This is a genomic window from Pedococcus sp. P5_B7 (assembly GCF_054049895.1).
This window is the reverse complement of record NZ_JBFULM010000006.1, coordinates 411,483-430,490: the sequence shown is the minus strand read 5'-3', so window position 1 is coordinate 430,490 and position 19,008 is coordinate 411,483. Positions and strand designations below refer to the sequence as shown.

Here is a 19,008-nt window from a genome sequence, read left to right as displayed (position 1 = left end):
ATGAGCATCGCCGCCACCAGGACCGGACGCCAGCAGCGGATCGTCGCGATCCTCGGGCGCACCGAGGTGCGCTCGCAGAACGAGCTGCTCGACCTCCTCGCCGACGACGGCATCGACGTCACCCAGGCCACGTTGTCGAGGGACCTCCTCGAGATCGGCGCCGTCAAGGTGCGCTCCGGGCGCACCCTCGTGTATGCCGTGCCGGGAGAAGGCGGTGACCGCACCGCCCGCCCGGCGCCGGACGGCACCGCGCTCACCGCGAGGCTGCGACGCGTGTGCGAGGAGCTGCTGGTCACCGCCGAGCCGTCGCACAACCTGGTCGTGCTGCGCACGCCACCGGGCGCCGCGAACTACCTGGCCTCGGCCATCGACCACGCCGCACTGACCGGGGTGCTCGGCACCATCGCGGGCGACGACACCATCATGGTCATCACCACCGGCGCAGCCGCGAGCCGCAAGGTCGCCGGCGACCTGCTCGGCCGCGCCAGCCCGACTACCGAGGAGAACGAGTGAGCCCGGCTGTGACACCAGATGGGAGCCAGGAGAAGGTCAGTCTCTGGGGCGGACGCTTCGCAGGCGGTCCGGCCGACGCGCTCGCCGCGCTCAGCAAGTCGACCCACTTCGACTGGCGCCTGGCGCAGTACGACATCGCCGGGTCGCGCGCCCACGCCCGGGTGCTCCACGCGGCCGGGCTGCTCGACGACGCGAACCTCGACGCGATGCTGGCCGGGCTGGCGGCGCTCTCCGACGACGTCGCGTCCGGGGCCTTCCTGCCCGGTGACGACGACGAGGACGTCCACACCGCCCTCGAGCGCGGCCTGATCGAGCGGGCCGGGTCCGACGTCGGAGGGCGGCTGCGGGCCGGTCGCTCACGCAACGACCAGATCGCCACGCTCTTCCGCATGTACCTGCGCGACCACGCCCGCTCAGTCGCGGGCCTGGTGCTCGACGTCGTCGACGCCCTCGTCGACCAGGCCACCCGCCACGCCGACGTGCCGATGCCCGGCCGCACCCACCTGCAACACGCCCAGCCGGTGCTCCTCGCCCACCACCTGCTCGCCCACGCCTGGCCGCTCCTGCGCGACGTCCAGCGGCTCCAGGACTGGGACGTCCGTGCGGCGGTCTCTCCCTACGGGTCGGGTGCCCTCGCGGGCTCGTCCCTCGGGCTCGACCCCGAGGCGGTGGCCGCCGACCTGGGGTTCACCACGTCGGTCGAGAACTCCATCGACGGCACCGCGTCACGGGACTTCGTGGCCGAGTTCGCCTTCATCGCGGCCATGACCGCGATCGACATCTCACGACTCGCCGAGGAGGTCGTGCTCTGGGCGACCAAGGAGTTCTCGTTCGTCACGCTCGACGACGCCTACTCGACCGGGTCGAGCATCATGCCGCAGAAGAAGAACCCGGACGTCGCCGAGCTCGCGCGGGGCAAGGCGGGCCGGCTCGTCGGGGACCTCACCGGACTCCTGACGACGCTCAAGGCCCTGCCGCTGGCCTACAACCGCGACCTCCAGGAGGACAAGGAGCCGGTGTTCGACGCCGTCGACACCCTCGAGGTCCTGCTGCCGGCGTTCAGCGGCATGGTGGCCACCCTGGTCTTCGACACCGAGCGGCTGGCCTCGCTCGCGCCGCAAGGCTTCTCGCTGGCCACCGACATCGCCGAGTGGCTGGTGCGCGAGGGGGTGCCGTTCCGCGTGGCCCACGAGGTCGCCGGAGCCTGCGTGCGAGCGTGCGAGGACCGTGGGATCGAGCTGTGGGACCTCAGCGACGCCGACCTCGCCGGCATCTCCGAGCACCTCACACCCGGCGTCCGCGACGTCCTGAGCGTCCAGGGCTCGCTCGCCTCCCGCAACGCCCGGGGTGGCACCGCCCCGGACCGCGTCGCGGAGCAGCGCGACCGCGTGGCCGCGACGGTCACCGAGGCCCGCGCCTGGGCGGGCGCACCGATCCGGGTGCGCTGACGGCATACCCGTCCGTCCGCTTCCGAGAAATCTCGGGAAGCACGCGATAGGTTCGTGATGCGGGTCACCGGCGACCCGCATCCGCGTTGCGAAGGGACGGTGTCATGGGCGTCAGCGACGACCTCACAGCGGCTGCAGGTCACGTGGCCGGGCTGCGACGGGCAGTGACCGCGCTCTCGAAGGAGCTCGGCAACACCATCGACGTGCAACGACTGCGAGACGACGTGGTGCGCCTCGCCGACGACGTCGACCTCGTGGCGCGCGGAGCCGGGGTCGGCTCCCAGGACCGTGCCGGCGGGCCGGGCGAGATCGTCTTCATCACCGACGAGGAGTACGACCCCTCGCTGTGGTCCGATGCCGAGGACGAGGGCGTCGGCCCTTCCCGGGGCCACTGAGGTGTCGAACGTCCCCTTCAGCGGAGGCGTCCATGCCCCCGGTCGGGCCCGCATCGCTGCGCGCACCCTCCGCGAGGACCGCTGGTGGCTCCAGCCCTTCGTCACGTTCGTCTGCTTCTCGGCCTGGCTGCTCTACGGCCTCGTGCGGGCCAGCCTGCAGAAGGACTACTTCGTCGCCGACTACGGCTACCTGACGCCGTTCTACTCGCCGTGCCTGTCGACGTCCTGCGTGCCGGGCTCGACCCACTTCGGCACGCCGTTCGGGGAGTGGCCGGCGCTCATCCCCTTCGCGGCGCTGACGCTGCCGTTCCTCCTACTCTTCCGGCTCACCTGCTACTACTACCGCAAGGCCTACTATCGCTCGTTCTGGAACTCGCCGTCGGCCTGCGCGGTGCCCGAGGCGCACCGGGAGTACTCCGGTGAGACCCGGTTCCCGCTGATCATGCAGAACCTGCACCGCTACTTCTTCTACGCGGCGGTGGTCATCAGCCTCATCAACACCTACGACGTGCTGCACGCGTTCCGCGGCAAGGACGGTGGCTTCGGCCTCGGTCTCGGCACGCTCATCCTGCTGGCCAACGTCGTGCTGCTCTGGTGCTACACCCTCGGCTGCCACTCCTGCCGCAACATCGTCGGCGGCCGGCTCAACCACTTCAGCAAGCACCCGCTGCGCTACAAGGCGTGGGGCCTGGTGGGAAAGCTCAACGCCCGCCACATGCTGTTCGCGTGGGTGACGCTCGGCAGCCTCGTGGTGACCGACGCCTACATCGCCCTCGTCTCGGCGGGCACGATCGGCGACTTCCGCATCATCAACTAGCCCCCCGCCCACGTGACCGGCCCACGGGCCACGACAGACCCAAGGAGTGCGAGTGACCGACCTCGAGAGGCACGACTACGACGTCATCGTCATCGGGGCGGGTGGCGCCGGGCTGCGTGCAGCGATCGAGGCGAGGGAGCAGGGGCTCCGGACGGCGATCATCTGCAAGAGCCTCTTCGGCAAGGCCCACACCGTGATGGCCGAGGGCGGTATCGCTGCCTCGATGGGCAACGCCAACGAGAAGGACAACTGGCAGACCCACTTCCGCGACACCATGCGCGGGGGCAAGTTCCTCAACAACCCGCGGATGGCCGAGCTGCACGCCAAGGAGGCCCCCATGCGGGTGTGGGAGCTCGAGACCTACGGCGCGCTCTTCGACCGCACGCCCGACGGCCGCATCAGCCAGCGCAACTTCGGTGGCCACGAGTACCCGCGGCTCGCCCACGTCGGTGACCGCACCGGCCTGGAGCTGATCCGCACGCTCCAGCAGAAGATCGTCAGCCTGCAGCAGGAGGACCACCGCGAGACCGGCGACTACGAGGGCCGGCTCAAGGTGTTCGCCGAGCTGACCATCACCGACATCCTCAAGGCCGACGGCGCCGTGGCCGGCGCGTTCGGCTACTGGCGGGAGTCGGGCCGGTTCGTGCTCTTCTCCGCACCGGCCGTCATCCTGGCCACGGGTGGCATCGGCAAGTCCTTCAAGGTCACCAGCAACTCCTGGGAGTACACCGGCGACGGGCACGCCCTGGCCCTGCGCGCGGGCGCCTCCCTCATCAACATGGAGTTCATCCAGTTCCACCCCACGGGCATGGTCTGGCCGCCGTCGGTCAAGGGCATCCTCGTCACCGAGTCGGTGCGCGGCGACGGGGGAGTGCTGCGCAACTCCGAGGGCAACCGCTTCATGTTCGACTACGTCCCCGACGTCTTCCGCGGCCAGTACGCCGACAGCGAGGAGGAGGCGGACCGCTGGTACAAGGACCCCGAGAACAACAAGCGACCCCCAGAGCTCCTGCCGCGTGACGAGGTCGCCCGCGCCATCAACAACGAGGTCAAGGAGGGGCGCAGCTCACCGCACGGCGGCGTCTTCCTCGACGTGTCGACGCGGCTCCCGGCCGAGGAGATCCGGCGGCGGCTGCCGTCGATGCACCACCAGTTCAAGGAGCTGGCTGACGTCGACATCACGGCAGAGCCGATGGAGGTCGGCCCCACCTGCCACTACGTGATGGGTGGCGTCGAGGTCGACGCCGACACCGCGGCCACCTCCGTGCCGGGCCTGTATGCCGCGGGCGAGGTCGCGGGGGGCATGCACGGGTCCAACCGGCTCGGCGGCAACAGCCTCTCCGACCTGCTGGTCTTCGGCCGCCGCGCCGGAGTGGGTGCATCCGAATACATTGCAACGCTTGGTGATTCGCGTCCCGCGATTCAGGACGCAGACGTCGACCAGGCGGCGGAGACCGCCCTGGCGCCGTTCCGCGACGCCTCGGAGAACCCCTACTCGCTTCACCAGGAGCTCCAGCAGAAGATGAACGACCTGGTCGGGATCATCCGCCGGGAGGGCGAGGTCCGCGAAGCACTCGACATGCTCGACGACCTCGACGAGCGTGCGAAATCCGTTGGGGTGGAAGGACATCGGCAGTTCAACCCCGGCTGGCACCTGGCCCTCGACCTGCGCAACATGCTCGCCGTCTGCCGCTGCGTCGCCCTGGCCGCCCTCGAGCGCACGGAGTCGCGTGGCGGCCACACCCGCGAGGACTTCCCCGGCATGGACCCTGAGTGGAGGGGGGTCAACCTGATCTGCACGCTCGACGGGTCCGACGCCGTCCAGCTCGAGCGCCGGCCGGTCCCCGAGATCCGCCAGGACCTGCTCGAGCTGTTCGAGCGCACCGAGCTGTCCAAGTACCTCACCGCACCAGAGCTGTCCCGCTTGGACGCGGGCGGCACGTCCGCCCAGCAGGGCAGCGCCGACGGGAGCGACCGGTCATGAGCTACGACGCCAGGTTCAAGGTGTGGCGCGGGGACGCCTCGGGGGGCGGTCTCGAGGACTACACCGTGGAGGTCAACGAGGGCGAGGTCGTCCTCGACATCATCCACCGGCTGCAGGCGACGCAGACCCCCGACCTCGCGGTCCGGTGGAACTGCAAGGCCGGCAAGTGCGGCTCCTGCAGTGCGGAGATCAACGGCAAGCCACGGCTGCTCTGCATGACGCGGATGAGCACGTTCACGGAGGAGCAGGTCATCACGGTGACGCCGCTGCGCACCTTCCCCGTGATGCGCGACCTCGTGACCGACGTGTCCTTCAACTACCAGAAGGCGCGCGAGGTGCAGGCGTTCAGCCCGCCTGCCGACCTCCAGCCGGGCGACTACCGCATGCAGCAGGTCGACGTGGAGCGCAGCCAGGAGTTCCGCAAGTGCATCGAGTGCTTCCTCTGCCAGGACGTCTGCCACGTCGTCCGTGACCACGAGGACAACAAGACCAACTTCGCCGGACCGCGATTCCTCATGCGGGTGGCCGAGCTCGACATGCACCCTCTCGACACCGCCGACCGCCGCCCCGCGGCCAAGGAGGAGCACGGGCTCGGGTACTGCAACATCACCAAGTGCTGCACCGAGGTCTGCCCCGAGCACATCAAGATCACCGACAACGCGCTGATCCCGCTGAAGGAGCGCGTCGTCGACCGTCACTACGATCCCGTCGTGTGGCTGGGCAACAAGATCCGTCGTCGGTCGAGCTAGGCCACCGGCTCGAGCGAGACTTCTTCTCGGAGGACGTCCTCGACGTCGCTCCGGCGCTGCTCGGGGCCACCATCTCGCACGCGGGCGTCACGCTCCGGCTCACCGAGGTCGAGGCGTATGCCGGGACGGCCGACCCGGGGTCACACGCCTTTCGCGGCCCCACGCCGCGCACCGAGGTCATGTTCGGCGCCGCGGGTCACCTCTACGTCTACTTCACCTATGGCATGCACTGGTGCGCCAACCTGGTGTGTGGCCCGGAGGGGGAGGCCAGCGCAGTCCTCCTGCGCGCCGGGGAGGTCGTGGCGGGTGAGGACGTGGCCGCCGCCCGCCGCACCGGGGTGACCCGACGCGACTGGGCGCGGGGGCCGGCCCGGCTCGCGACCACCCTCGGGCTGCGTGGGGAGCAGTCCGGTCTCGACGCGTGCGCCCCGGCGGGCCCGGTCGCGCTGCACGCCGCCCCGCGCCCCACGCCCGCCCGGGCCATCCGCACCGGCCCGCGCGTGGGGGTGTCGGGAGCAGGCGGTGACGCGGCGGCGTACCCGTGGCGGTTCTGGCTGGACGGCGAGCCGACGGTGTCGGTGTACCGACCGGCACCGAATCGACCAACCACGTCCCGTGCACGCAGGCACGGGGCATAGGGCAGGCTGTGGTCGTGCCGCGACAGCGCGGCACGACGTGCGACGCGAAGGAGCGACCCACCGTGAGCAACATCCTCGACGAGCTGCAGTGGCGAGGACTGGTGGCCCAGACCACCGACGAGTCCGCGCTGCGCGACGCCCTCGCCGACGGGCCGATCACGGCGTACTGCGGCTTCGACCCCACCGCTCCGTCCCTGCACTTCGGCAACCTCGTGCAGCTGGTCGTGCTGCGCCACCTGCAACGGGCCGGCCACCGGGTGATCTGCCTGGTCGGTGGTTCGACGGGTCTCATCGGCGACCCTCGTCCGTCGTCGGAACGCATCCTCAAGACCAAGGAACAGACGGCCGAGTGGGTCGCGAACATCGAGCGGCAGGTGCGCCCGTTCCTGTCGGTGGAGGGTGACAACCCGGCGGTCTTCGTCAACAACCTCGACTGGACGGAGCCGCTGTCGGCCCTGGACTTCCTGCGCGACATCGGCAAGCACTTCCGCGTCAACCAGATGGTCAAGAAGGACGCGGTGGCCGCACGGCTGAACTCGGAGGAAGGGATCTCGTACACGGAGTTCAGCTACCAGCTGCTGCAGGGACTCGACTACCTCCAGCTCTTCCGCGACTACGGCTGCACCCTGCAGACGGGTGGGCAGGACCAGTGGGGCAACCTCACCGCCGGTTCCGACCTCATCCACCGGGTGGAGGGGAAGTCGGTCCACCTCCTCACCACACCCCTGCTCACCGATGCGGCCGGCAACAAGTTCGGCAAGAGCGAGGGCAACGCCATCTGGCTGGACCCTGAAATGACCAGCCCCTACGCGTTCTACCAGTACTGGATCAACACCGAGGACGCCTCGGTGGTCAAGCTACTCAAGGTGTTCACCGACCGCACCGCCGACGAGATCGCGCGACTCGAGCAGTCGCTGGCCGAGAAGCCGTTCCTCCGTGAGTGCCAGAAGACCCTGGCGGCCGATGTCACGACGCTCGTGCACGGCGCGGAGGCCACCGCAGCGGTGCAGGCCGCCTCCGAAGCGCTCTTCGGGAGGGGCGACGTCACCGCCCTCGACGCCGGCACCCTGGGTGACGCCACGGGGGAGCTGCCCGGGGGAGAGGTCTCGGTGGGGATGTCGGTGACCGATGCCCTCGTGGCCGTGGGTCTGGTCGACTCCCGCAACGCCGCGCGCCGGGCGATCGGTGACGGCGGCGCCTCGCTCAACAACGTGAAGCTGGCCGACCCCGAGCAGGTGCTTGAGGAGTCCGACTTCCTGCACGGACGCGTCGCCCTCCTGCGTCGAGGACGCAAGTCCCTGGCCGCCGGCCGCCGCGCCACGTGACCCCAACAGGTCGCTGACCTGCGGATTTGTGTTTTGCGGGAAGCCCCGTCTAATGTTCTCGACGTCAGCCCGACAGGGAGGAACGGACACCACCGCGGTGAACGAAAGTTCGCGCGAAGTAGGCCGGTCCCGGGGCAGATCCCACCGAAAAGCACCTGGGAAACCAGACGCTCCGGAGCGCCCGCAAGGGTGGTCAGAGGCGGGCCGAGAGGCTGCTACAGTGGGCGCTCCACAGAAAAGCATCCGGTTCGCCGGAGGGCATCTGGGCGGCCCGGAAGGGCTGCTGGACGCCGGCTAGTGAGTTTCTGGAAACGCTGAGTTTTTGGAACATCGCCAGCCTGCTACAGTGGAACACCTCGCGGAGAGCCAAGCGCGCTCAATCCACCGCTTCCAGCAGGAAGCGCAAGGATTTGACGCCCAAGAGCGAAGCGAGTAACTTTGAAGGGTTGCCCCGAACGCCGACCGGAAGGTCAGCGGATGGTGCGCGTCCGAACCTTGAGAACTCAACAGCGTGTCAAAAATCGATGCCAATTACCTCGTCTCGAGGTGGCAGCGAACCAGGCCAAAGGTCTGGGGATGCAGTCACGTCGAACGAAAATCCTTTGGTTGACAATGAATTTCTAGCAATAGCTAGTTGTTCTTGCTCAGTCAGCGAAACAACCCTTCTTGGGTAACAGTTTCGTGGTCCTCGGATCACGAGCTAAACATCAATGGAGAGTTTGATCCTGGCTCAGGACGAACGCTGGCGGCGTGCTTAACACATGCAAGTCGAACGGTGATGGTGGGAGCTTGCTCCTACCGGATCAGTGGCGAACGGGTGAGTAACACGTGAGTAACCTGCCCCAGACTCTGGAATAACCCCGGGAAACCGGAGCTAATACCGGATACGAGACGAAGCTGCATGGCTATCGTCTGGAAAGTTTTTCGGTCTGGGATGGACTCGCGGCCTATCAGCTTGTTGGTGAGGTAATGGCTCACCAAGGCGACGACGGGTAGCCGGCCTGAGAGGGCGACCGGCCACACTGGGACTGAGACACGGCCCAGACTCCTACGGGAGGCAGCAGTGGGGAATATTGCACAATGGGCGAAAGCCTGATGCAGCGACGCCGCGTGAGGGATGACGGCCTTCGGGTTGTAAACCTCTTTCAGCAGGGAAGAAGCGAAAGTGACGGTACCTGCAGAAGAAGCACCGGCTAACTACGTGCCAGCAGCCGCGGTAATACGTAGGGTGCGAGCGTTGTCCGGAATTATTGGGCGTAAAGAGCTTGTAGGCGGTTTGTCGCGTCTGCCGTGAAAATCCGAGGCTCAACCTCGGACTTGCGGTGGGTACGGGCAGACTAGAGTGTGGTAGGGGAGACTGGAATTCCTGGTGTAGCGGTGAAATGCGCAGATATCAGGAGGAACACCGATGGCGAAGGCAGGTCTCTGGGCCACTACTGACGCTGAGAAGCGAAAGCATGGGGAGCGAACAGGATTAGATACCCTGGTAGTCCATGCCGTAAACGTTGGGAACTAGGTGTGGGTCTCATTCCACGAGATCCGTGCCGCAGCTAACGCATTAAGTTCCCCGCCTGGGGAGTACGGCCGCAAGGCTAAAACTCAAAGGAATTGACGGGGGCCCGCACAAGCGGCGGAGCATGCGGATTAATTCGATGCAACGCGAAGAACCTTACCAAGGCTTGACATATGCGAGAACGCTGCAGAGATGCAGAACTCTTTGGACACTCGCATACAGGTGGTGCATGGTTGTCGTCAGCTCGTGTCGTGAGATGTTGGGTTAAGTCCCGCAACGAGCGCAACCCTCGTTCTATGTTGCCAGCACGTAATGGTGGGGACTCATAGGAGACTGCCGGGGTCAACTCGGAGGAAGGTGGGGATGACGTCAAATCATCATGCCCCTTATGTCTTGGGCTTCACGCATGCTACAATGGCCGGTACAAAGGGCTGCGAAACCGCGAGGTGGAGCGAATCCCAAAAAACCGGTCTCAGTTCGGATTGGGGTCTGCAACTCGACCCCATGAAGTCGGAGTCGCTAGTAATCGCAGATCAGCAACGCTGCGGTGAATACGTTCCCGGGCCTTGTACACACCGCCCGTCAAGTCACGAAAGTCGGTAACACCCGAAGCCGGTGGCCCAACTCTTTGAGGGGGAGCCGTCGAAGGTGGGACTGGCGATTGGGACTAAGTCGTAACAAGGTAGCCGTACCGGAAGGTGCGGCTGGATCACCTCCTTTCTAAGGAGCACTGGTCGCGAAAGCGATCCAGAGCCTGGTCTGTAGGCGTATGTCCTACACCAGGAGCTCAAGGGTGGAACATCGATTATTTGGCGCTGACACCGACTCGTGTCGCAAGTACAAGTCAGGTCCTCGGACCTGACAGTGGAACGCAATCGAGAGGGTGCCGGCGCCTGACACGTTGTTGGGTCCTGAGGGCTTCGGGCGAAAGCTTGAACCTCAGGCCGGTAGATCGGCCAGGACCCTCCCCACGGATGAACCGCCGCACGGTGCTGTTGTACAGCGACCAGCGGTAGGCACCGAAACAGGGGAGGGGCCGCCCGTACCTTGAGAACTACACAGTGGACGCGAGCATCTTTGTAAACTCAAGTTTATAAGGGCAAACGGTGGATGCCTTGGCACCAGGAACCGAAGAAGGACGTAGGAATCTGCGATAAGCCTCGGGGAGTCGATAACCAGACTGTGATCCGAGGATTTCCGAATGGGGAAACCCGGCTGGAGGCAAGTCCAGTCACTCCCGCCTGAACACATAGGGCGGGTAGAGGGAACGTGGGGAAGTGAAACATCTCAGTACCCACAGGAAGAGAAAGCAACCGCGATTCCGTGAGTAGTGGCGAGCGAAAGCGGAAGAGGCTAAACCGATCATGTGTGATAGCTGTCAGGCGTTGCATGGTCGGGGTCGTGGGACTTTTCGGTCAGGACTGACATCCTGACATGGAGTCAAAAATTCGCGTTATAGTCGAAGGGCATTGAAAGGCCCGGCACAGAGGGTGCGACCCCCGTAGACGAAATGACGCGAACTCCAGAGAAGTATCCCAAGTAGCACGGGGCCCGAGAAATCCCGTGTGAATCTGGCGGGACCACCCGCTAAGCCTAAATATTCCCTGGTGACCGATAGCGGACAAGTACCGTGAGGGAAAGGTGAAAAGTACCCCGGGAGGGGAGTGAAATAGATCCTGAAACCGTTTGCCTACAATCCGTTGGAGCCTCCTTGTGGGGTGACAGCGTGCCTTTTGAAGAATGAGCCTGCGAGTTAGTGCTCAGTGGCGAGGTTAACCCGTGTGGGGAAGCCGTAGCGAAAGCGAGTCCGAATAGGGCGATTTAGTCGCTGGGTCTAGACCCGAAGCGGAGTGATCTACCCATGGCCAGGTTGAAGCGACGGTAAGACGTCGTGGAGGACCGAACCCACTTAGGTTGAAAACTGAGGGGATGAGCTGTGGGTAGGGGTGAAAGGCCAATCAAACTCCGTGATAGCTGRTTCTCCCCGAAATGCATTTAGGTGCAGCGTCACGTGTTTCTTACCGGAGGTAGAGCTACTGGATAGCTAATGGGCCTCACCAGGTTACTGACGTTAGCCAAACTCCGAATGCCGGTAAGTGAGAGCGTGGCAGTGAGACTGCGGGGGATAAGCTCCGTAGTCGAGAGGGAAACAGCCCAGACCACCATCTAAGGTCCCTAAGCGTGTGCTAAGTGGGAAAGGATGTGGAGTTGCATTGACAACCAGGAGGTTGGCTTAGAAGCAGCCACCCTTTAAAGAGTGCGTAATAGCTCACTGGTCAAGTGATTCCGCGCCGACAATGTAGCGGGGCTCAAGCACACCACCGAAGCTGTGGCATTGACACTTTGCCCGGCCGTGACATCTGAGGATCCACGGTCCAAGCGTGTTGATGGGTAGGGGAGCGTCGTGTGGCCAGGGAAGCGGCGGAGTGATCCAGCCGTGGAGGCCACACGAGTGAGAATGCAGGCATGAGTAGCGAATGACGGGCGAGAAACCCGTCCGCCGAATAACCAAGGGTTCCAGGGTCAAGCTAATCTGCCCTGGGTAAGTCGGGACCTAAGGCGAGGCCGACAGGCGTAGTCGATGGACATCCGGTTGATATTCCGGAACCGGCGAAGAACCGCCCATGACGAACCTAGTGATGCTAAGCGCCTGAAGCTCGATGACGTCTTCGGACTGATTCGAGTGGAGCGCGCGACCCGATCTAGTACTAGTCAAGCAATGGAGAGACGCAGGAAGGTAGCCTCCGCGTGGCGATGGTAGTCCACGTCCAAGGGTGTAGGGAGTGAGGTAGGCAAATCCGCCTCACACATATCCTGAGACCTGATAGTGACCGCGTATGCGGGAAGAGGGTGATCCTATGCTGCCTAGAAAATCTTCTAGCGAGGTTCGAGCCGCCCGTACCCCAAACCGACTCAGGTGGTTAGGTAGAGAATACCAAGGCGATCGAGTGAATCATGGTTAAGGAATTCGGCAAAATACCCCCGTAACTTCGGGAGAAGGGGGGCCCTGATCGTGACGGCACTTGCTGCCCGAGCGTGATCGGCCGCAGAGACCAGGGAGAAGCGACTGTTTACTAAAAACACAGGTCCGTGCGAAGTCGCAAGACGATGTATACGGACTGACGCCTGCCCGGTGCTGGAAGGTTAAGAGGACCGGTTAGTTCTTCGGAGCGAAGCTGAGAATTTAAGCCCCAGTAAACGGCGGTGGTAACTATAACCATCCTAAGGTAGCGAAATTCCTTGTCGGGTAAGTTCCGACCTGCACGAATGGCGTAACGACTTCTCCACTGTCTCAACCATGAACTCGGCGAAATTGCACTACGAGTAAAGATGCTCGTTACGCGCAGCAGGACGGAAAGACCCCGGGACCTTTACTACAGCTTGGTATTGGTGTTCGGTACGGCTTGTGTAGGATAGGTGGGAGACTTTGAAGCCGGCACGCCAGTGTCGGTGGAGTCAACGTTGAAATACCACTCTGGTCGTTCTGGATATCTAACCTCGGTCCGTGATCCGGATCAGGGACAGTGCCTGGTGGGTAGTTTAACTGGGGCGGTTGCCTCCTAAAAGGTAACGGAGGCGCCCAAAGGTTCCCTCAGCCTGGTTGGCAATCAGGTTTCGAGTGTAAGTGCACAAGGGAGCTTGACTGTGAGAGAGGCATCTCGAGCAGGGACGAAAGTCGGGACTAGTGATCCGGCGGTGGCTTGTGGAAGCGCCGTCGCTCAACGGATAAAAGGTACCCCGGGGATAACAGGCTGATCTTGCCCAAGAGTCCATATCGACGGCATGGTTTGGCACCTCGATGTCGGCTCGTCGCATCCTGGGGCTGGAGTAGGTCCCAAGGGTTGGGCTGTTCGCCCATTAAAGCGGTACGCGAGCTGGGTTTAGAACGTCGTGAGACAGTTCGGTCCCTATCCGCTGTGCGCGTAGGAAACTTGAGAAGGGCTATCCCTAGTACGAGAGGACCGGGATGGACGAACCTCTGGTGTGTCAGTTGTTCTGCCAAGAGCACGGCTGATTAGCTACGTTCGGAAACGATAACCGCTGAAAGCATCTAAGCGGGAAGCGTGCTTCAAGATGAGGTTTCCATGGACTTCGGTCCGAGAGGCTCCCAGCTAGACTACTGGGTTGATAGGCCAGACGTGGAAGTGCGGTAACGCATGTAGCTGACTGGTACTAATAAGCCGATAACTTGACTAACAAAGATGTTACGCGTCCACTGTGTGGTTCCCGAGATACGGTCGGGAATCGATTGAAATCTCCATAGAGTTTCGGCTGTCATAGCGAAGGGGAAACGCCCGGCTCCATTCCGAACCCGGAAGCTAAGCCCTTCAGCGCCGATGGTACTGCACTGGTGACGGTGTGGGAGAGTAGGACGCAGCCGGACATACTTTCAAAAGGGCCATCCCACTCGGGATGGCCCTTTTGCATTGTCTTTTCCTGGCTCTGCCTTTCCGGGCATGGTCGGAAAGGACCTGCACGGGCCGCGCGACGTCGCCGGCCGGCGCGGACCACGGTGTCCCGCCACGGCGACAGTCCGTAGACTGCACACGATTACTGCACAGCGAGGAGCAAAACGTGCCCGAGAACCAGCCAGGCCGTGGTGGCCAGAACCGTCGACCCTCATCGGGTGGTGGTCGTCCCCCCGGCGCAGGCGGTGGGCGCTCCTCGGGCCCTCGTCGGGACGGTGGTTCCACCAGTCGAGGTGACGGTCCGTCCCGGGGCGGCCGCGGTGGCTCGGGCGGTCGACCCGAGCGTGGCGGTGCCGGCCGTGGTGACCGCCGCGACGGTGGCGCCGGCGGCGCCGGAGACGCGAGGACGACGGGTCCCCGGCTGGCGCCCAAGAAGCCCAAGCTCCCCGAACCGCGGATCGCCGAAGGCGTGACCGGCAAGGAGCTCGACCGCTCCGTCCACCAGCAGCTGCGCACCCTGAGCAAGGAGAACGCCGAGGGCGTGGCTCAGCACCTCGTCATGGTCGCTGCGCTGCTCGAGGTCGACGACCTCGAGAGCGCCGAGGCCCACGCCGAGACGGCCGTCCGTCGCGCGGGTCGCGTTCCCGCCGCGCGCGAGGCCCTGGGCCTGGTGGCTTATCGCAAGGGTGAGTGGGCCCGGGCACTGAGCGAGTTCCGCACCGCGCGTCGGCTGAGCGGTTCCTCGCACCTGTTGGCGCTGATGGTCGACTGTGAGCGTGGCCTGGGCCGCCCGGAGCGGGCGCTCGAGCTCGCCATGTCGCCCGAGGCCAAGACGCTCGCCGTCGAGGACCGCGTCGAGCTGGCCATCGTCATCTCCGGCATCCGGCGTGACCTCGGACAGCTCGAGGCCTCGCAGCAGGCACTGCAGATCCCGCAGCTCAAGGGTTCTGCTCGCAAGCCGTGGTCGGCCCGGTTGTCCTACGCCTACGCCGAGGCCCAGCTGGCCCTCGGCCGCGACGACGACGCCCGCGACTGGTTCGCGCGCGCCGCGGATGCCGACGACGAGCTGGAGACCGACGCCGCGGAGCGGCTGGCCGAGCTCGACGGGGTGATCCTCACCGACCTGCTCGACGGTGAGGAGGACGACGACGAGGGCGACGCCGCCCCTGCCCAGAGCCGCGAGCCCGGTGGCGATGCCCGCTAGCGGGCCGCACCTCGTCGACCGGTATGCCGCGGTCGTCTGTGACCTCGACGGCGTGGTCTACCGGGGTCCGGACGCGGTGGAGCACGCCGTCTCGGCGCTGTCCGCCCTGACGGTCCCGATCGTCTACGCCACCAACAACGCGTCGCGGCCGCCGGACGAGGTCGCGGGACACTTGACCGATCTCGGCCTGCACGTGCGGGCGCGCGATGTCGCGACGAGCTCGCAGGCAGGGGCGGCGGTCTTGCGCACCCTGGTGCCGGCGGGCTCGAGGGTCCTGGCGATCGGTGGGATCGGGGTGCGGGAAGCGTTGCAACACCAAGGATTCGAGGTGGCCACCCCCCACCAGACGCGCGAGTCGCTGGACCACGTCGTGGCCGCCGTGCTCCAGGGGTACGGCGCGGCCGTCACCGCTGCCGATCTGTCGGAGGCGGCGTATGCCGTGGCAGCCGGGGCCGTCTGGGTCGCCACCAACACCGACGCGACCCTGCCCACCCACCGGGGCACCGCTCCCGGCAACGGCACCCTGGTGGCCGCGGTCCAGCGGGCCACGGGGCAGGAGCCGCGAGTCGTCGGGAAGCCGTATGCCCCGCTGTACGAGCTCTGTGCCGCTCGGCTGGAGACAGCCCCGGCTCGGGTGCTGGCCGTGGGAGACCGGCTCGACACCGACATCGCCGGAGCGGTTGCCGCCGGCATGGACTCGGCGCTCGTGCTGACCGGCATCGACTCGGTGACCACGCTGGTGTCTGCCCCGGCAGCCATGCGGCCCACCTACCTGCTCGAGGACCTGCGGTCGCTGTCCGCCGCCTATGTGCCCGCCGAGACCGACTACTCGTGGTGGGTCTGCGGGGACGACCGGCGGCGCGTCGTCGACGGAGCCTGGGAGGTGGCGTCGAAGGGGAGCGCCATCGAGGCCGCCCGCGCCGGCGTGGCGTGCCTCCACGAGGCCCTGGACCTCGGCGACCTGGACGAGGACGCGGTGCAGCGGCTCGTTCCCGAGATCGACGCTTGGCAGTAGCGTGAGGGGCGCGAGCGACCCCGCCGCTTCATCGAGGAGGACCTACCGTGGCTTTCGAATCCGTGCGCAGCTATGTCCAGCTCGCCAGCGGTCTGGGCGAGATGACCAAGGCCAAGGCGATGGACGCAGCGCAGGGCCTGCTGGCCCTTCCCGGCGCGGACGAGGTGACCAGGCGGGCGGTGCAGGCCTCCACGCTCGCCGACCAGCTCCTCGAAGCAGCCAGGGCCAACCGCGCCAACCTGCTCACCCTGATCCAGACCGAGGTCGAGTCAGCACTCAAGAAGGCTGATGTGGCCCGGGTGGCGGATGTCGATGCCGCCCGCGCCGCCCTGACCACGGTGACCAAGGAGATCGTCGAGCTCCGAGCGCTCCTGGTGGCGACCGGCGCCTCCGCCGTGGCCGGCGCGTCCCGCAGCTCGCTCGGCAGGACGGTCAGCCGCTCCGGAGCCATCTCCACCGCGGCTCGACCCGCGGCCCCGGCAGCCGCACCGGCTGCGCCCGCCGCACCGGCTGCGCCCGCCGCGAAGGCTGCGCCCGCCGCGAAGGCTGCGCCGGCGACGAAGGCGGCCGCGAAGACCACCGCAAGGAAATCCGCTGCGAAGAACGCAGCGCCCGCCACGAARGCTGCGCCGGCGAAGAAGGCGGCGGCCACGAAGAAGACCTCCGCAAGCAAGACCACTGCGAAGAAGGCTGCGCCCGCCGCGAAGGCTGCGCCGGCGAAGAAGGGGGCGGCCACGAAGAAGACCTCCGCAAGCAAGACCACTGCGAAGAAGGCTGCGCCCGCAAAGAAGACCACCGCGAAGAAGACCACAGCCACGAAGGCAGCAGAATGAGCGACGAACACCCGAGCGACGACCAGGGCGCTGCCGACCCGGAGACGCCCTCGTCGGGCGCCGCCGTGGCCCACGCCTCGCGGCACGAGAACCCCGCCGACCAGGCCGAGTCCCTCGGTACGGGCCTGGGTGACCAGGCCACCGGTGACATCGTGATCGACTCGGCGTTGCAGGACCTGCAGAATGCACCAACCGACGACCTGGACGCCCAGATCGACGCGGGTCAGCGGGTGCAGGAGACCCTCCAGGCCCGGCTGTCCGACCTCGGCGGCGAGTGAGCGACTCCACACCGCGCGACGCCGTGCCGCGCGACCCCGTGCCGCGCGACACGGCTCGGCTCGATCTCGAGCTCGTCCGGCGCGGCCTGGCCCGGTCGCGGGGGCACGCTCGCACGCTGGTCGACGCCGGTGACGTGAGCATCGACGGCAAGCCCGCCGCGAAGCCCTCGATCCCGGTCGCCCCCGGCCAGCGCATCGAGGTGCGCGAGGAGGGGCCGCGCTGGGTGAGCCGCGCGGCATACAAGCTGTTGGGGGCCCTGGAGACGTTCGGGCCACCGGGCCTGGAGGCCGCTGGAAAACGCTGTCTCGACGTGGGCGCCTCGACCGGTGGGTTCACCCAGGTCCTGCTCCACCACGGGGCGGCCCACGTCATCGCCCTCGACGTCGGGCACGGCCAGCTCGTCCCAGCCCTCGCCGATGACCCGCGGGTCACCGACCGGTCGCGGACCACGGTGCGGGACCTCACGGCCGCAGCCATCGGGGGACCGGTCGACCTGCTCGTCGCCGACCTGAGCTTCATCTCGCTGACCCTGGTGCTCGACACCTTCCGGGGGCTGCTCACCGACGAGGGTGACGTGGTGGTGCTGGTCAAGCCGCAGTTCGAGGTCGGCCGCACCCGGCTGGGCAAGGGCGGCATCGTCCGGGCGCAGGGTGACCGTGCGTGGGCGGTCACCGAGGTCGCCCGCGCGGCGGTGGCCGCGGGCCTGCACCCCCGGGGCCTGGCCCGCAGCCCGATCGAGGGCGGCGAGGGCAACGTCGAGTACCTCCTGTGGCTGACCCCCCGCGACGCGCAGTCGATGGGATGGGAGGCTCTGGTGAAGGCCGCTGACGACGTGACCGCGCCATGACTGACCTCGAAGGGACACCAGACCGTGGGGAGCACACCATGAGTTCAGGGAGCACCGACCCAGGCAGCAGCACGCCGGGTCGCCGGATCCTGCTCGTGGCCCACCCGCGCCGCCAGGAGGCGCAGGACGTGGCCACCGCCGTGGTCGAGCGCCTGCACGCCGCCGGGATCGAGGTGGTCGTCCAGCGCGACGAGGCCACCGCCGTCAACCTGGCCCAGCACCCGGGCGTGACCCTGGTCGACGGGGACGCCGCGGCGGAGGGCTGTGAGCTGGTCTGCGTGCTCGGGGGTGACGGGACGATCCTGCGCGGCGCCGAGGTGTCCCGGGGGACGGGCGCACCGCTGCTCGGGGTCAACCTGGGCCACGTGGGCTTTCTCGCGGAGGCCGAGCGCGAGGACATCGACGCCACTGTCGAGCACATCGTCGCCAAGACGTACTCGGTCGAGGAGCGGATGACCCTCGAGGTCACCGCCCACGTCAACGGCGACCCGGTCTACACGAGCTGGGCCCTCAACGAGGTCACCGTCGAGAAGGCCAACCGCGAACGCATGCTCGAGGTCGTGGCCGAGATCGACGGCCGACCCCTCACCACCTGGGGCTGCGACGGCGTCGTCGTCGCCACCCCGACGGGGTCGACGGCCTACGCCTTCTCGGCCGGTGGCCCGGTCGTCTGGCCGGACGTCGAGGCCCTCCTGCTCGTGCCCATCAGTGCGCACGCGCTCTTCGCGCGGCCGCTCGTGCTCGGCCCCAGCTCGCACCTCGCCCTCGAGGTCGTGCCCGACACCCTGGGCACCGGCGCCCTGTGGTGCGACGGTCGCCGCGCGGTGGACCTGCCCCCGGGCGCGCGGATCGAGGTGGTGCGCTCGCAGACGCCGGTGCGGTTGGCCCGGCTCAGCACGTCGCCGTTCACCGACCGGCTCGTGGCCAAGTTCGACCTGTCGATCCACGGGTGGCGCGGTGAGGCCCGTCGCGAGGATGCCGCCCGCGTCGCAGAGGTGCAGCCGCCAGCCTGACCGCCAGCCTGACCGACCCGGTCGGC

General features: G+C 66.6%; 14 protein-coding genes and 3 rRNA genes. All 17 read left to right on the top strand.

Features of this window, described 5'->3' with window-relative positions:
* The gene (locus ACXJKD_RS15835; protein ID WP_457255563.1) at nucleotides 1–513 is read left to right on the top strand and encodes an arginine repressor; all 513 of its coding nucleotides are present in this window, start codon (nucleotides 1–3) and stop codon (nucleotides 511–513) included.
* Complete coding sequence (argH, locus tag ACXJKD_RS15830) at nucleotides 510–1,961, top strand: argininosuccinate lyase (protein WP_457255562.1); 1,452 nt, start codon at nucleotides 510–512, stop codon at nucleotides 1,959–1,961. The genes ACXJKD_RS15835 and argH overlap by 4 nt, the downstream gene beginning before the upstream one ends.
* Nucleotides 1,962–2,065: 104 nt before the next feature.
* Nucleotides 2,066–2,356: a hypothetical protein gene (locus tag ACXJKD_RS15825; RefSeq protein ID WP_457255561.1), complete on the top strand. Its 291-nt coding sequence runs from the start codon at nucleotides 2,066–2,068 to the stop codon at nucleotides 2,354–2,356.
* Between the two features lies 1 nt (nucleotide 2,357).
* Complete coding sequence (locus tag ACXJKD_RS15820; protein WP_457255560.1) at nucleotides 2,358–3,173, top strand: hypothetical protein; 816 nt, start codon at nucleotides 2,358–2,360, stop codon at nucleotides 3,171–3,173.
* Between the two features lie 52 nt (nucleotides 3,174–3,225).
* Nucleotides 3,226–5,157: a fumarate reductase/succinate dehydrogenase flavoprotein subunit gene (locus tag ACXJKD_RS15815; RefSeq protein WP_457255559.1), complete on the top strand. Its 1,932-nt coding sequence runs from the start codon at nucleotides 3,226–3,228 to the stop codon at nucleotides 5,155–5,157.
* Entirely contained in the window at nucleotides 5,154–5,906 is a 753-nt protein-coding gene (locus ACXJKD_RS15810; protein ID WP_457255558.1) for a succinate dehydrogenase/fumarate reductase iron-sulfur subunit, read from the top strand. Before ACXJKD_RS15815 ends, ACXJKD_RS15810 begins: the two co-directional genes overlap by 4 nt.
* Nucleotides 5,870–6,544, top strand: coding sequence for a DNA-3-methyladenine glycosylase (locus tag ACXJKD_RS15805; protein ID WP_457255557.1), 675 nt, complete (start codon nucleotides 5,870–5,872; stop codon nucleotides 6,542–6,544). The genes ACXJKD_RS15810 and ACXJKD_RS15805 overlap by 37 nt, the downstream gene beginning before the upstream one ends.
* A 62-nt stretch (nucleotides 6,545–6,606) precedes the next feature.
* On the top strand, nucleotides 6,607–7,869 hold the full coding sequence (gene tyrS / locus ACXJKD_RS15800; protein ID WP_457255610.1) for a tyrosine--tRNA ligase: 1,263 nt from the start codon (nucleotides 6,607–6,609) through the stop codon (nucleotides 7,867–7,869).
* A gap of 707 nt (nucleotides 7,870–8,576) precedes the next feature.
* Nucleotides 8,577–10,102, top strand: a 16S ribosomal RNA gene (locus ACXJKD_RS15795).
* 363 nt (nucleotides 10,103–10,465) lie between these two features.
* Nucleotides 10,466–13,579 (top strand): 23S ribosomal RNA (locus tag ACXJKD_RS15790).
* A 70-nt stretch (nucleotides 13,580–13,649) separates the two neighbouring features.
* Nucleotides 13,650–13,766 (top strand): 5S ribosomal RNA (gene rrf / locus ACXJKD_RS15785).
* The 16S, 23S and 5S rRNA genes sit together here, the layout of an rRNA operon.
* Nucleotides 13,767–13,957: 191 nt before the next feature.
* Nucleotides 13,958–14,995 carry a tetratricopeptide repeat protein gene (locus ACXJKD_RS15780; protein WP_457255556.1) on the top strand — a complete coding sequence of 346 codons (1,038 nt, stop codon included), beginning with the start codon at nucleotides 13,958–13,960 and terminating at the stop codon, nucleotides 14,993–14,995.
* Nucleotides 14,985–16,010 (top strand): HAD-IIA family hydrolase, encoded by a 1,026-nt coding sequence (locus ACXJKD_RS15775; RefSeq protein ID WP_457255555.1) that lies wholly within the window; start codon nucleotides 14,985–14,987, stop codon nucleotides 16,008–16,010. The genes ACXJKD_RS15780 and ACXJKD_RS15775 overlap by 11 nt, the downstream gene beginning before the upstream one ends.
* A gap of 47 nt (nucleotides 16,011–16,057) precedes the next feature.
* Nucleotides 16,058–16,843, top strand: a complete 786-nt coding sequence (locus ACXJKD_RS15770) for a hypothetical protein (protein ID WP_457255554.1) — start codon at nucleotides 16,058–16,060, stop codon at nucleotides 16,841–16,843.
* Nucleotides 16,840–17,121, top strand: coding sequence for a hypothetical protein (locus ACXJKD_RS15765; protein WP_457255553.1), 282 nt, complete (start codon nucleotides 16,840–16,842; stop codon nucleotides 17,119–17,121). The genes ACXJKD_RS15770 and ACXJKD_RS15765 overlap by 4 nt, the downstream gene beginning before the upstream one ends.
* A complete protein-coding gene (locus tag ACXJKD_RS15760; protein WP_457255552.1) occupies nucleotides 17,118–17,969 on the top strand; it encodes a TlyA family RNA methyltransferase in 852 nt (283 codons plus the stop codon). Before ACXJKD_RS15765 ends, ACXJKD_RS15760 begins: the two co-directional genes overlap by 4 nt.
* Nucleotides 17,970–18,007: 38 nt before the next feature.
* The gene (locus ACXJKD_RS15755) at nucleotides 18,008–18,982 is read left to right on the top strand and encodes an NAD kinase (protein ID WP_457255551.1); all 975 of its coding nucleotides are present in this window, start codon (nucleotides 18,008–18,010) and stop codon (nucleotides 18,980–18,982) included.
* Nucleotides 18,983–19,008 lie beyond the last annotated feature (26 nt).

Bases quoted from the DNA above. Each gene is read 5' to 3' on its own strand.
- ACXJKD_RS15835 (WP_457255563.1), top strand. From the start codon at position 1: ATGAGCATCGCCGCCACCAGGACCGGACGCCAGCAGCGGATCGTCGCG.
- ACXJKD_RS15825 (WP_457255561.1), top strand. From the start codon at position 2,066: ATGGGCGTCAGCGACGACCTCACAGCGGCTGCAGGTCACGTGGCCGGG.
- ACXJKD_RS15810 (WP_457255558.1), top strand. From the start codon at position 5,154: ATGAGCTACGACGCCAGGTTCAAGGTGTGGCGCGGGGACGCCTCGGGG.
- ACXJKD_RS15775 (WP_457255555.1), top strand. From the start codon at position 14,985: ATGCCCGCTAGCGGGCCGCACCTCGTCGACCGGTATGCCGCGGTCGTC.
- ACXJKD_RS15765 (WP_457255553.1), top strand. From the start codon at position 16,840: ATGAGCGACGAACACCCGAGCGACGACCAGGGCGCTGCCGACCCGGAG.
- ACXJKD_RS15755 (WP_457255551.1), top strand. From the start codon at position 18,008: ATGAGTTCAGGGAGCACCGACCCAGGCAGCAGCACGCCGGGTCGCCGG.